General features: G+C 69.0%; 12 protein-coding genes. 3 read left to right on the top strand and 9 right to left on the bottom strand.

The genetic code is table 11. The annotated features are described in order from the left end of the window. Positions 1 to 174: 174 nt before the first annotated feature. A complete protein-coding gene (locus tag ACWER9_RS30680) occupies positions 175 to 1,623 on the top strand; it encodes a family 43 glycosylhydrolase (RefSeq protein WP_452305131.1) in 1,449 nt (482 codons plus the stop codon). Between the two features lie 61 nt (positions 1,624 to 1,684). Here ACWER9_RS30680 and ACWER9_RS30675 read toward each other — a convergent pair whose 3' ends face one another. The 4 genes from ACWER9_RS30675 to ACWER9_RS30660 form a co-directional block, all read right to left on the bottom strand. Next, a complete protein-coding gene (locus ACWER9_RS30675) occupies positions 1,685 to 2,173 on the bottom strand; it encodes a MarR family winged helix-turn-helix transcriptional regulator (protein ID WP_452305130.1) in 489 nt (162 codons plus the stop codon). An 8-nt stretch (positions 2,174 to 2,181) separates the two neighbouring features. Next, positions 2,182 to 3,429, bottom strand: a complete 1,248-nt coding sequence (locus ACWER9_RS30670; RefSeq protein WP_452305129.1) for an FAD-dependent oxidoreductase — start codon at positions 3,427 to 3,429, stop codon at positions 2,182 to 2,184. A gap of 16 nt (positions 3,430 to 3,445) precedes the next feature. Then, positions 3,446 to 3,895 (bottom strand): response regulator transcription factor, encoded by a 450-nt coding sequence (locus ACWER9_RS30665; RefSeq protein ID WP_452305128.1) that lies wholly within the window; start codon positions 3,893 to 3,895, stop codon positions 3,446 to 3,448. A 91-nt stretch (positions 3,896 to 3,986) separates the two neighbouring features. Continuing rightward, positions 3,987 to 6,860: an AfsR/SARP family transcriptional regulator gene (locus ACWER9_RS30660; RefSeq protein WP_452305127.1), complete on the bottom strand. Its 2,874-nt coding sequence runs from the start codon at positions 6,858 to 6,860 to the stop codon at positions 3,987 to 3,989. Positions 6,861 to 7,070: 210 nt separating this feature from the next. On the opposite strand from ACWER9_RS30660, the gene ACWER9_RS30655 reads away from it, so the two are divergent. Then, a complete protein-coding gene (locus ACWER9_RS30655; RefSeq protein WP_452305126.1) occupies positions 7,071 to 7,904 on the top strand; it encodes an alpha/beta fold hydrolase in 834 nt (277 codons plus the stop codon). Positions 7,905 to 7,915: 11 nt separating this feature from the next. Further along, on the top strand, positions 7,916 to 8,773 hold the full coding sequence (locus ACWER9_RS30650) for an alpha/beta fold hydrolase (RefSeq protein WP_452305125.1): 858 nt from the start codon (positions 7,916 to 7,918) through the stop codon (positions 8,771 to 8,773). Between the two features lie 65 nt (positions 8,774 to 8,838). On the opposite strand, the gene ACWER9_RS30645 is transcribed toward ACWER9_RS30650, so the two are convergent. From ACWER9_RS30645 to ACWER9_RS30625, 5 genes are all read right to left on the bottom strand, one after another. Continuing rightward, positions 8,839 to 9,705: an alpha/beta fold hydrolase gene (locus ACWER9_RS30645; protein WP_452305124.1), complete on the bottom strand. Its 867-nt coding sequence runs from the start codon at positions 9,703 to 9,705 to the stop codon at positions 8,839 to 8,841. Positions 9,706 to 9,996: 291 nt separating this feature from the next. After that, positions 9,997 to 10,668, bottom strand: a complete 672-nt coding sequence (locus ACWER9_RS30640; RefSeq protein WP_452305123.1) for a nucleotidyltransferase domain-containing protein — start codon at positions 10,666 to 10,668, stop codon at positions 9,997 to 9,999. A 96-nt stretch (positions 10,669 to 10,764) separates the two neighbouring features. Next, a complete protein-coding gene (locus ACWER9_RS30635; protein ID WP_452305122.1) occupies positions 10,765 to 11,346 on the bottom strand; it encodes a dihydrofolate reductase family protein in 582 nt (193 codons plus the stop codon). A gap of 111 nt (positions 11,347 to 11,457) precedes the next feature. Then, the gene (locus tag ACWER9_RS30630) at positions 11,458 to 11,610 is read right to left on the bottom strand and encodes a hypothetical protein (RefSeq protein ID WP_452305121.1); all 153 of its coding nucleotides are present in this window, start codon (positions 11,608 to 11,610) and stop codon (positions 11,458 to 11,460) included. 177 nt (positions 11,611 to 11,787) lie between these two features. Continuing rightward, positions 11,788 to 13,017: a trypsin-like serine peptidase gene (locus tag ACWER9_RS30625; protein WP_452305120.1), complete on the bottom strand. Its 1,230-nt coding sequence runs from the start codon at positions 13,015 to 13,017 to the stop codon at positions 11,788 to 11,790. Positions 13,018 to 13,294: the final 277 nt, after the last annotated feature.

The following is a 13,294-nucleotide window of genomic DNA, read 5'->3' as shown; positions in this document are numbered from 1 at the left end:
ACCTGGTCATCGTCCGCTGACGCCGAACGTCGCGCGGCACCGGGTTCGATGGTGTTATCGCTCACATCGATGAACTACGATGGCAAGGGTCCCACCGGTCCGATGTCCTGGATGGCTACCAGCAAGCGTGTGCTGACTCGTCCTCCTGGGTCTCCCCCGCCAGAGGAGCGCGCCATGAGAATTACCGCCCGAATCCGCCGCAGATCGGCTCTCGTGCTGGGTCTGGTGACTGCTCTGCTGGTCACGTCCGCCGCGCCGGCGTCGGCGCAGTTCATCAGCATCAGGAACCCGGTGATCTCGCAGCGCGCCGACACCGCCATCTACAAACACAGTGACGGCTACTACTACATGACGGCGTCGGTGCCGGACTACAAGCGGGTGGAGCTGCGCCGCTCCACCACTCTGCAGGGCCTCGGGACGGCCACCACGACGAACGCGTTCGTGGCGCCGTCCAGCGGAGCGCTCAGCGGATGGATCTGGGCGCCCGACATCCAGTACTACGACGGTGCCTGGTACATGTACTTCTCCGCATCACCGAACACCGCCCGATTCGACCAGCGGCTGTACTGGATCCGCAACACCTGCGCCAATCCGATGACCTGCTCCTGGAGCGCTCCGCAGCGCTTCAACACCGGCTGGGAGTCCTTCCAGCTCGATGCGGCGTCCTTCGTCAACCGTGGGGTGCGCTACTTCGCGTGGGCACAGGACAGTCCATCCACGAACTACAACAGCCACATGTACATCGCCCGGATGAACGGCGCGACCGGCATCACTGGTCCGGCGGTCGAGATCGCGCGGCCCACCTACGACTGGGAGCGGGAAGGCGTCGCCGGCGTCGTCGAGGGTCCGTCGCCGCTGGTGAGAAACGGCCGGGTCTACATCGCCTACTCAGCGTCGGCCACCGACGCCCGCTACAAGCTCGGCCTGCTGTCCGCACCGGACACCGCTGACCTGCTCAACCCAGCCTCCTGGTCCAAGCGGCCGAACCCGGTCTTCCAGACTGCCAACGGTGTCTACGGCCCCGGCCACGGCAGCTTCACCGTCGCCGAGGACAACACCACCGACATGCTCGTCTACCACGCCCGGGACTACGCCAACCCCACCCCGGACGCGCTGACCGATCCCAACCGGCACACCCGGATGCAGCAACTGCACTGGCAGGAGAACGGCGACCCGTTCCTCGGCCAGCCGATCCCGAGCGGCGTGACGAACCCCGGCATCCGAGGCCAGTTCAGCAACCGATGCGTCGACAACTACAACCGTGACACCACGCTCGGCGCACTCGTGCGTCTCTACGACTGCAACGGGGGCACCGCTCAGCAGTGGGAGTTCACCTACCGCGCGGCGGGCAGCTATTACGAGATCCGGAACCGCAACACCGGCACCTGTCTGGACGACCTCAACTCCAGCACCGCCGCCAACGCCGACATCGGCCTCTACACCTGCAACGGCTCGAACGCCCAGCGGTGGACCTTCCAGGACCGCGGCAACGGCTGGTTCTCGCTGCGCAACGTGGCCGGCAACATGTGCCTGGACAACTACGAGTGGAACGCGGCCAACGGCGCGAGGCTCTCGCTCTACCCGTGCAACGGCCTCGGTGCCCAGCTGTGGCGCCACGGCTGACGATCTCACCATCGTGAGGGCCGTGGGCAGCACGGCCGTCACCCTGGCGGCGTGGGCATCATCAGACGGACCGCCGCGCGGTGTCCCCGCCGCGCAGGTGGTCCAGCTCGGCGAGGTACATCGCCTGCATGCGGTCGTAGTGCCGGACCAGCAGCATGACCTCCTCGACGCCGTAGCCCTCGACGAGCCACTCTGCCCGCTCGGCGAACCGCTCGTACGGTCGTCGCAACTCGGTGATCCGCTCCGGCCGCAGGGTGACGATCACCCGCCGCCGGTCCCCCGGATCGCGCTCGGCCGTCACGTAGCCCGCCTGCTGGAGCCGGCGGAGCATGCTCGTCACCGCCCCGGTGGTGAGGTTCGTCCGCTCGGCGATCTGCCCGGCCGTGGCGGATCCGACGTCCGCCAGGTAGTCGAGGCACTCCAGGTCGCTCACCGTGAGACCCAGCCGCTCCGCGATGGCGTACCGGAACACCATGGACAGCCGCGACATCTCCCGCCCGGCGTGCATGAGGTCGGCGATCGCGGACGCGCGGGCCGGCTCGTGGGACATGTGCGCAATCATGCCTCCGGCACCGTGACCCGGTGCAGTCGAGGTAACACGCGGGTCAGCACCCAGTGCGGCGCGGCGGCGCCCCCGGTGAGGCGGCGCATCAACCCGGCGGCGGTGTCGACGGCGCGGAAGGCGTAGGGCACCATCTCGTCCTGGTAGCGGGCGATCGCCTCCTCCACCGGCGTGCCGCTGGCCCGAGCCTGGACCAGCCTGCGGCCGAGCAGTGCGGCGTCGCGCAGCGCGGTGTTGCCACCGTGGGCGCCGAACGGCGGCATGACGTGCACGGCGTCGCCCATCATCGTCGCCCGGGGCACCGCCCAGCGGCGCGGGCGCCGGCCGGTGGCGAAGAGGTTGAGCACCGTGGCGTCCAGCTCGGCCGTGCCGACGAGCCGCCGGATGACCGGGTGGAACTCCGCACTCATCCGCGAGGCCAGTCTCCACAGCGCCAGCAGGTCGCCGCGGACACCGATGGGCACCTCCTCCTGCCGGAGCAGCAGTCCCCACATGACGTAGTCGTAGCCGGTGGGCGCGTAGCTGTCCGGGGCCAGGCGGGCGAACGCCTCCTGCGGGCTCTCACCGAAACGCATCGAGGTGAAGAAGAAGGCACGGCCGGGCCGGTCGGCGATGGCCAGGACGCCACTGGTACGCAGCGCGTCCGGGATCACGCTCTCGCCGTTGCGCAGCAGAGGCGACCGGCCGTAGATGCCCGCCATCGGGGTGCTCGCCGGATGGGCGTCCGGCATGAGCTGCGCGCGCAGTGCCGAGCCGACGCCGTCGGCGCCCACGACGACGGTTGCCGGGGCGGCCCCGCCGTCGGAGAACCGCAGCCGCAGCCCGGCCGGGCCGCCGTCGTCCACCGCGACGGCGTCCTTGCCGTAGTGGATGCGCCCGTTCAGCCCGGTCTGCAGGATCGACCGCAGGGTCAGTCGGTCGACCTGGCGGGTCGCGTGCGGCTCGTCCTTGAAGGTGATGGTGAACGCGTTCCGCAGCCGGCTGTCGGTGAAGCGCAGGTGTCCGCCGGGCTCGTCGCCGGTGGTGAGCGCCAGGTTGTACAGCGCGCGGGGCAGGCTGTCGCGCAGCGCCCTCAGCCCGTGCCGGTCGAGGATGATCCGGTAGCCCTGTCGCCGGACGAAGGGCCCCGAGTCCCGCTCGTAGACGTGCACGTCGATGCCGGCGCGGATCAGGTACTGGGCGAGGCAGAGGCCGGAGAGGCCGGCGCCGGCGATTGCCACGGAGAAGTGTGTCGATTCCGCCATACGGTTATCTTAATGACTAAGATGATTGGGGCAAGGTCTCCGACGCCCCTCGTCGCGCCAACTCTCGGCGTGAGCTGATGTCGAGCTTGCGGAAGATCTTGCGGAGGTGGTAATCGACAGTGCTCGGGCTGATGAACAGTGCCGCGGCCACCTCTCGGTTGGACGCGCCGCTGGACACCCGGCCCGCGATGTCGCGCTCCTGGCTGGTCAGCCCACGGCTCCGGGCGAACGGGTTGGTCGTGTCGTGGTGAGCCAGCGTGCTGCGCAGTTCGCGACGGGAGGCGACGCCCAACCGGTGGAACACTCCGCGTAGGTGATGTTTGACGGTGTGGGTGCTGATGAACAGGTGCGTCGCGACCTCGACATTCGTGGAGCCTGCCGCCACCAGGAGGGCGATCTGTTCCTGTCGCGGGGTCAGTACCGCACGGGAGAGGATCCGGGCAGGCTCGGCTGCGGCGCAGTGCATGGTGCTCCTCGGGCGAGGGTTCGGGGTCTCGACGACCATCCGAACGCATCGCAGTGCACGACGAGTGCAGACCGAGTGCTCGCCTACCCGCCTACGACGCACCCCTCATCAAGCTCAGCCGGGCCCGGACGTACGCCACCATGGTCCGGTACGTCTCGGCCTCCTCCAGGCCGGAGAACTCGATGAGCTCCCGAAAGCCGTTGTCGGCGATCAGGCTCTCGAACTGCTGGCACCCCCGTTCCGCGCGCAGCAGGTCACCGAGGTCGAATGCGGCCCGCGCGAGGATCGCCGCGACGGCACACCGCGGACCGTTCGTCTCGCAGACCCCTTCCGTCAAACCCCACTCCGACACCGCCGCCGCCCGTTCGAGCCGGCCGAGTCTCCAGGAGGACTCCGCGATGAGCTGCGCGTAGTAGATCTTCAGGTGATCGAGGTGCTGCGCCACCGCGATGGCCAGCCCCTCGTCGGCGACACGTGTGCCAGCCTCGAACCGGTCGGACCCCAGGAGCGCCCTCGCGAGTGTCAGCAGCGAGACGGCGAGCAGTTCCTGACGCCCCGTCTGCCGGGCGAGACCGACCGAACGATCACCGTAGGAGTTGGCGGCGTCGTGGTCGCCCCGCGACAACGACAGGACGGCGAGGTTGCGCAGGACGTCGGCCTGCCCGGCCAGGTCCCCGGCGCCCTCCACGATGGACAGTGCACGATGAAGGTAGTCGTCGGCAGTCGGCAGTGGGGCGAAGACCTCACCGATGGTACGAAGGAGTGCGGCCTCCATCAGCGGCTCGCCGAGCACGCTGATCAGGTCGAGGATCGCGAGTACGGTGGGCGTCCGGCCGGTGGGTATGGAGTTGCTGCCCGGCGCCGAAGCGGCAAGGACCATGGCCGCCGCGTCGCGCCCCAGGCCATGGGCGAGGGCCAGGTCGATCGTCGCCCACAGCGCGGCCCGTTCCCGTGCGTACCATGCGGCAGCCTGTGGGACGTTGTCGAACGACTCGGGCGTCACCCCCGACGGCGGATCGCCGACGTCGCCGACCGGCTGCCGGTGGTGCCTCGCGTACGCGGCGCGGGCCGAGTGCAGGTAGTGCATGATCAGACGCCGCTCGTACTCCGGTCGTTCGTCGTCCTCGCCGAGGAGCTCACCCGCGTAGGCCCGCAACAGGTCGTGCAGCACGTACCGCCCCGGCTGCGACTCATCGAGCAGACTCGCGGTCACCAGTTCCAGGAGCAGTGCGCGCGCCTGCCCGCGACCGACCCCGGCGACACTTGCCGCCGCCTCCAGCGGGATCCCGGGACCGGGGTGGACGGCGAGGGCCCGAAACACCTGCGCCGCCGATGGGTCGAGGGCCTGGTACGACCACGAGAAGACCGACCGGACATCGTCGGACGAGTCCGCGCTGGACAGGGCGTCGAGTCTGGCGGACGGCACCGAGACGTCGTCGACGACCGCGCTCAGCGGCAGGGCCGGATTGAGGGCCACCCGAGCCGCGACGATCGCCAGTGCGAGCGGCAACCCTGCGCAGAGCGTGATGACCTCCTCCAACGCCTCCGGGTTCGTGGTCGCGCGGCGGGCGCCGAGGCGGTTGATCAGGAGCTGACGGGACTCGGCGCCGGTCAGTCGGTCGACCTGTAGGTAACGGGCGCCCTCCCGGGTGACCAGGCTCGTCATCCGGTTGCGGCTCGTCACGATGACCAGACAGCCTCGGGAGGCTGGCAGCAGCGGACGGACCTGATCGGAGTCGCGCGCGTTGTCCAGGAGAATCAGGAGTCGACGACCGAAGAGGCGACTGCGGTAACGCGCCGCCTGTGCGTCGACGGTCTCCTGCGGTGACGAGACCGCCGGCTCGCCCAGGGACGCGAGCAGCGTGGCGAGCGCCTCCTCCGGGGACATGACGCGTCCGTCCGGATCAAGGCCCCGCAGGTTCAGGAACAACTGGCCGTCGGGAAACTCGCTGGCGATCTGGTGGGCCCAGTGCACGGCGATCGCGGTCTTGCCGATACCACCCATGCCGCCGAGCACGGTGATCACGATGGTCGCATCGCTGGCGGCGTCGGCCAACTGGTCGTCGAGCACGGCGGCCACGTCGTTTCGGCGGACGAATCCCGCGACCTGCGGCGGCAGCTGTGCGGGCCGGAGAGCCTCCGGCGGGCGCAGTTCCTCCTGCAGGGTCCAGCCGCTGGCCAGCAGTTCCCGATACGCCTCCCGCAGTTCCGGCCCCGGATCCACAGCCAGTTCCTCGGCGAGGTGTTGCCTGGTCCGCTCGAAGACCCGCACCCCTTCCGCCCGGTGACCGGTGGCCACGTGGGCGCGGATCAGGCACGCCTGTAGCGCCTCGTCAAGCGGCGCTGCGGCGGCCACGCTCAGGAGTGGGGTCAACACGGCGCCGGCCATGCCGTGGGCGATCGCTGCCTCGCTGGCCGCGAGCGCCACCGCGACGCGCTCCCGCTCGATGGCGACGAACTCCGGCGACCTCGCCGCGCTCGCCGGAAGATCGGTGAACGCGGGGCTGCGGCCGAGCTCCAGAGCGGTCAGGTACTCCCGTACCCCGGTCAGGACGTCCCCGCCGTCGAGCGCCTCGCGGGCCCGCCGGACCAACTCGCGATACATCGCCAGGTCGGAGGCTTCGGTCGCGAGGGTCAGCCGGTACCCCGTACCGGCCGGTAGGAGGTACCGACCGGTCTCGCGGACGTCCAGGTCCGGTTCAAGAATCCGCCGGAGGTTCCCGACGTGCCGGTGGATCTGGTTGGCGGCGCTGGCCGGCGGTCGGTCTTCCCAGACGCTGTCGATGATGGTGTCGAGGCTGACCGCGTCGCCCCCGGCGGCGAGGAGCTTGGCCAGGACGATCCGCTGGCGGACCGGGCCAAGATCGACGTCGGCGCCGTCCCGCCGGCAGCCAAGACCGCCGAAGACCTTGAACTCGCAGTGGGACGGCGGCCCGTCCGGAAGCCTGCGGTCGGGCGTCGTCACGATTGACATCCTAGTGAGGAAAGTGTGGCTGCTTTGCTCTTCGGCTCAGCCTGCGGCTTGCCCCGGACCCTTCGCATCCCCCATCTCTCGTTGTCCGTCTCGTCACTCGACAGATTCGGGGACTACGTGAATCGGGTGATTCATGCAGCGCTTTCCAATCCGTACCTTCGGCATGGTTCGCAGCGCCAAACGCAAGCCCAAGGAGTGCGCATGCCCCACGTCACAGTTGGCTCAGAGGGAGCCAGTTCGATCGATATCTATTACGAGGACCGCGGCGCCGGTACGCCGGTGGTCCTCAGTCACGGCTATCCGCTCAGCGGGCAGGCCTGGGAGAAGCAGGTCTCCGCACTGCTCGCAGCCGGGTACCGCGTCATCACCTACGACCGGCGAGGTTGGGGCAATTCCAGCCAGCCCGAGGGTGGATACGACTACGACACCTTCGCAAGCGATGTGGACGTGCTGCTCACGAAGCTCGACGTTCGCGACGCCATCCTCGTGGGTCACTCGATGGGCACCGGTGACGTTGCCCGCTACCTCGGCCGCTACGGCACCGAGCGGGTCGCGAAGGCCGTACTGATGTCGCCGATCCCGCCGTTCCTCCTCCGCACGGATGACAATTCCGAGGGCGCGCCGCAGTCGTTGTTCGATGGGTTCATCCAGGCCGCGCGGGCTGACCGGAACGCGTGGCTCAAGCAGTTCCTGGAAAACTTCTACAACCGTGACGTCTACGGCGGCTCGTTGGTGAGCGACGAGGCGTTCCAGGCCAGTCTGGACGTGGCCGTGGCCGGGTCTCCGGTCGCCGCGGTGGCCTGTATTCCGACCTGGCTCACCGACTTCCGCGACGACCTGTCGACGATCGACGTGCCGGTCCTCGTGATCCAGGGCGACCAGGACCGGGTCCTGCCCATCGGGGTGACCGGCCAGCGGGTGTCGGCCTTCGTGGCGGATTCGCGGTTGCTCGTCATCGAGGGCGGCCCGCACGCCATCGCCTGGACCCACAGCGATCAGGTCAACGCCGCTCTGCTCGACTTCCTGCAGAAGTGAAAGGAAAAACCGTGAAGCTGTCCATGCGGCGCCGCCTCGTCTACGTAGGCGTGGCCATCGGTGCCCTCACCCTGGGTGGTGCCGGCATCGGCACCGCGCAGGCCTCGACGAGTCATGCCGTGCAGTCTCACCATCAGCGGCCCGCACCGGTCAAACCGACGGTCGTGCTCGTGCACGGCGCGTGGGCGGACGGGTCCAGCTGGGACAAGGTGACGGCCAAGCTCCAGCGCGACGGCTACCGGGTGGTCACCCCGCCGAACTTCCTGGCCGGCGTGAACAACGACGCCGCGAGTCTCCGCGCGTACCTGGACACCATCACCGGGCCTGTCGTCCTCGTCGGGCACTCGTACGGCGGCATGGTCATCACGAACGCCGCTCTGGGCAACAAGCAGGTCAAGGCCCTGGTGTACGTCGACGCGTACATCCCGGACCAGCACGACACGGTGGTGTCGCTGACCTCGGCCGTGCCGGGCTCGGTCTTCGCGGCAGAGGCGTCCACGGTCTTCGACCAGGTGGCGATCCCCGCTGTCCCCGGGACCGCCAACCTCTTCGTGAAGCCGTCGGTCTTCGGCAAGGCCTTCGCCGACAAGAGCATCTCGGCCGCGGACGTGGCGGTGCTGACCGCTCGGCAGCGCCCGCTGGCGTCCAACGCCCTGATGGAGGAGTCTGGCGAACCAGCCTGGCGCACCATCCCCTCGTGGTCCGTGATCGGCAAGCAGGACGCCGTCATCCCTGCCGCGGAGCAGGTCGCCATGTCCGCGAGGGCCAAGGCACACACCGTCCAGATCAACGCTCCGCACCTGTCCATGGTCACCGACCCGGGTGCGGTCACCAGTCAGATCGAGGCGGCTGCCACGGCAACCGACTGACACGACAACCGGCCGTGGCACCGCTCAGCGCGGTGCCACGGCCAGCCTCGTTGCACCAGAACCGCTCAGGCGGTCGTCCGGGCCGCCTCCAGGATGACCCTGGTGACCTCGTCGGGATGCGAGATCAGGCCCAGGTGGCCGGCGTCGATCCGGGTGATGTCGGCACCGGCCCGCTTCATCATCTCCTCCTGGGTGGCCGGCGGGATGACGCGGTCCTCGGTGCCGATCACCGCCCACACCGGGATCGTCTTCCACGCCGGCTCGGTGGCCGGCTCCCCCAGCGCGTTCGTGGCCAGGGCGCTCTGCGACACGGCGAGCACCTCCGCCTGCCGCCGGGGCAGACCGTTGGCGAAGCCGTTGATGAAGATCTTTGGCAGGACGTACGTGTCGACTGCGCCCTCCGGAGCGCCCGGGAACGGCACGAGCTTGAAGACGCTGGTGGGGTCGGTCAGGGCCGGCTCGAGAATCGAGCCGGAGCCGGCGGTGAGTTCCTCTACGGTCTCCCCCTTGTCCGGGGCGAAGGCATCGACGAACACGAGCGCCTTCACGTTGTTGTTGCCGGTGGCGGCGTCGCTCACGACGAAGCCGCCGTACGAGTGGGCCGCAAGCACGATGGGGCCCTCGATGGTGGACAGGAAGTCCTTCAGGTAGCCGCTGTCGATCGACGGCCCCCGGTTGGGTTGCGGCGCGACCTGGACGTCGAAACCGCGTGCCTGAAGTCTGCTGACCTCACCACTCCAGCTGGACCCTTCGGCCCAGGCACCGTGCACCAGGACGATCGTCGGTCTGGTGTCGTGCCCCCGGTCGGGGCCGGGTTTCCCACCGCCGTCCGCGTACACGTGTGGGGCGGCTGAGCCGAGCACCGTCACCAGCGTTGCGGCGGCGATCGTTGCGGCGATGGTCTTCGGCCGACGTAGCGAGATACCGAGCATGTCTCTTCTCCCTCGTTGGTCAGTGATCGCGAACGTGGGCAGACGGGCATGGCCACCGGTACGACTCGGCCGAAGCCGTTCGGAGGCACCGTCGAGCGCCGTGTGCACCGATGGCGGCCGCGTCCCGATGCAGCGGTGACCTGCATGATCGCCCGATTTCACCGTACTGACGGACGGCGAAACTTTCGGACAGAAGAGGAAAATAGCTCAGGTTTCACCGTATCGGAGGAGAGGCGGTATCAGCACGATCGGGCAGCACCGAGTCGTCCCACGGCGGCACCGCGGTGGTCACTACAGGTTCCTTTCCCGTACGGCGGTGAGCAGCCGGTCGACGTGAGCCCGGTCGGGCTGGTCGGGCAGCGTGGTGGTGGCCGCCGCGTCAGCGAGCTCACCGAGGAGGTCCGCCGCCCAGGCACCGACGTCGTCCCAGGGCAGCTCGCCGCGCCGCACCGCGAGCAGCCGGTCACGCAGGTGACGAACGTCGACAAGCACCTCCCCGGTGCGCAGCACGTGCGCTCCCGCGACCAGCAGCCGGATCATGTGCATGGCCTGCTTGTGGTTGGTCTCGCCGGTGCGCTCGCGGCGGGCCGCCACCCGGTTAAGCTGGTCCCGGGCGTAGTTGCCATAGGTCTCCGCCACCCGCCTCGACAGGAACGCCTGCCGCGCCGCGAGCAACAGGCGCCCGTCGACGGTGATCGCCTCCACCAGCGGGGACCAGAGCACCTCCAGAACCGTCGGGTTGCCCTGCAGGGCCAGCACGCAGAAGCGCTCGAACTCCCAGGAGAACTGCTCCTCCGCCGGACCGTCGAGGTGGGTGGGCGGCTTGTCGAGGTGCCAGAACGCCCGCGTGGGTGCCACGAACACACCACGCCTGTCGTAGTCGGAGCCCGGGTCGTGCAGGCCGTACGCCCGCGACCCGACCACCACGGCGAGGGCCGTGCGCCGCTCGACAAGATCACTCACGCCCGGGACGCTACCCAATCGCCGCCCTGCGCGCGTCACCCTTTTGCCAGGGAGCGGAATGGACCGGCGGACGTCGTGCCGACCCACTCGAATCGCTCAACGGCGCAGCCGGTAGCGCAGGTGAAGCACCCGGTTGCCCGGAATCACCACGTCGGGATCCTCCAACAGGTGCTGCGCGTCGACCGACCCGAAGTAGCGCTTGCCGGACCCGAACACGACGGGTACGACGTCCATGCGCACCTCGTCGACAAGGCCGGCGGCGAGCACCTGACCACCGACGTCGCCAGCGGCGACCTCGACCGTGCGGTCACCCGCAAGCTCCTGCGCCCTGGCAACGGCTGCCTCGACGCCGTCGACGAAGTGGAACGGCGCCTCGGGGTCCCAGCCCTCGGGCGCCGGCCGGTGTGTCACGACGACCACGTGGTCGATCCCGCCGGGAGGCTTCCCGTCCCAGCCATCCGTCATGTCGAAGACGTGGCGCCCGGCGATCGTCACCCCGATCTGGTCCCAGTACGGCCGGGTGTAGTCGTAGGACGTCTGCGACACCTTGAGTACGCCGCTCTCATCCAACGGGACGTCACCGCTCGTCAACCAGTCGAACAGGGGGCCGGGCTGGTCTTTGTCGTCCGCGATGAAGCCGTCCACCGACACCGAGCTGTACATGACCACCGTGCCCACGGGCGCTCCTCTGCTGGGGAATGCCCTCAGGTTAGAGCTTCGTGAGCTGTCGCTCTTGTAGGAAATCAATCGGCCGGCAGCGGCCAGCCGTCCAGCACGTGACCGGGGTGCTCACGCAGGATCCGCCGCCGGACCTCGACGTACCGGGTCGGGGTGAGCCCCGGGCAGCGTCAGCCGCGCGTACGGCGGCGCGCCCTCCAGGTAGTAGAGGTCGTCGACAAGCCCGTCCAGGGGTGGTCGCGGCGCTCTGGACACGTACTCCACGCCCGCAGTATCGCCGGCACCCGCGCCGCAACGGTCCCGCCGCGTCGGAGGAAGCGCCGACGAAGTCTGACCTGTTGTCGCTGGCAGACAACTGACAGCCGGTCGTAGAACCTCGTCGAGCGACGGGAGTGCCGATGGGCCGCCAAGGCGCAGAGCGCGCGTCGGCGGCCCACCGTCTCAGCCGTTGTCGATCAGGCTCGCGATCTCGTTGTAGATCAGGTGCGCCTTCGCGCCCTGGTTCGACGGACAACCGCCGAGGTGGTGCAGGGCGATCACCCGGTGGCCGGCGTCCAGCACGGGTGAACCCGAGTTGCCGCCGGAGGTGTCACAGCTGTAACTGATGTTCCAGGTGTTGTAGTTCGCGTTCCGGACGGCGCAGGTCGCGCCGTTCTGGGTGTCCTCGTAGATCGACAGCCGCTTCGCGCTGCCGTCGCCGTGCCCGGGAACGTACATCCGGGTGCCGTTGCTGGTGGCGGTCGTCGCCAGGTACAGCGTGCCGAATCCCTGGATGGTGGTGAAGTTGTTGACCGAGAACAGGGCGTAGTCCAACTGGCTGGAGCCGCCGCTGCTCACCCGGTAGAGGGTGGCACCGCTGACCTTGGTGCCGGCGCCGGGGTTCGCGCCGCCGCAGGTGGCGCACTGGTAGTTGAACTGCATCTCGCTGCCGCTCACGGCGGACTGCGTCGAGAAGCAGTGCTTGTTCGTCAGCATCCGGTTGGTGTTGCCGACTCGCCAGGTGGTGCACAGTCCGCCGCCGCTGATCAGCAGCCGCGCCACCGCCCTGCCCCGGGCGTACTCGGTGGGGTGGCTGTTCTGGTAGCAGACCACGTCCCGGCGGGCGTCGGTGCTGCACACGGACTGGGTGGAAAAGTTGTGCGCGGCGATCTCCGTGCGGTCGTACCCGCGCCAGAACCGGTCGATGGTGGCGGTGCTGCCACGTGCGGTGCGGGTGCTGTGCAGGGTCACCACCGCCGTGTCACCCTCCACCGACATCGCCCAGAAACCCGGCTGGCCGTCGGTGGTGTAGTCCGAGCCGGTCGCCCGGTTCAGGTCGCGGTCGTACCGGTAGCTCTCCTTGCCGTCCCGGCTCGACACGGTGACGTAGTCACCGTGGGCCAGTCGCAGTGAGCTGAAGTGCACCTTGACGTAGGTGGCACCCGGGTGCCGGATGATCTGCGTTCCGCCGTCGGGGGCGCGCGACAGGGAACTGGCGACGGTGCGGAGTTCACCGACGGTGGTCACACCCTCGGCGGAGAACTGGTGCGATTCCGGTGCCCGCTCGGACTGTGGCGCGAGAGGGGCAACGGAGTACGCCTCGGCGGCGGGTACCGACAGCAGGCTCAGCCCGAGTGTGCAGGCAGCGAGCGCGACGGTCCCCGTTCGTAGGCGGCGCAGGGCATGTTTCATCTGTCGCTCCTTCTCAGGAATCAGCACCGAGACGTGCCTTCGGCCTTCATACCTGAGATCACGCAAGATATGTAATCCTATCTATGTCATAGCTGCCCGCCACACCCGTCGCCCGCACCGACCTCCGTAGCGCCCGCTGGTCTAGGGTTGCTGGAGTGGTCATGAGCGCGCAGGACGTGGTGGGCGTGATCGAGTCGGACGCGGGAGCGATGCGAGTCCTCCGGGCCACGGCCGACCTCGGGCTACCGGACTGGTGGATCGGTGCCGGCTTCGTCCG

It is taken from the genome of Micromonospora sp. NPDC003944 (genome assembly GCF_053605225.1).
Note: the sequence above shows the minus strand (reverse complement) of the source record. Positions and strands in the feature narration are given on the sequence as shown.

Coding starts and splice junctions, on each gene's coding strand:
- ACWER9_RS30680 (WP_452305131.1), top strand. CDS start 175: ATGAGAATTACCGCCCGAATCCGCCGCAGATCGGCTCTCGTGCTGGGT.
- ACWER9_RS30675 (WP_452305130.1), bottom strand. CDS start 2,173: ATGTCCCACGAGCCGGCCCGCGCGTCCGCGATCGCCGACCTCATGCAC.
- ACWER9_RS30670 (WP_452305129.1), bottom strand. CDS start 3,429: ATGGCGGAATCGACACACTTCTCCGTGGCAATCGCCGGCGCCGGCCTC.
- ACWER9_RS30665 (WP_452305128.1), bottom strand. CDS start 3,895: ATGCACTGCGCCGCAGCCGAGCCTGCCCGGATCCTCTCCCGTGCGGTA.
- ACWER9_RS30655 (WP_452305126.1), top strand. CDS start 7,071: ATGCCCCACGTCACAGTTGGCTCAGAGGGAGCCAGTTCGATCGATATC.
- ACWER9_RS30645 (WP_452305124.1), bottom strand. CDS start 9,705: ATGCTCGGTATCTCGCTACGTCGGCCGAAGACCATCGCCGCAACGATC.
- ACWER9_RS30625 (WP_452305120.1), bottom strand. CDS start 13,017: ATGAAACATGCCCTGCGCCGCCTACGAACGGGGACCGTCGCGCTCGCT.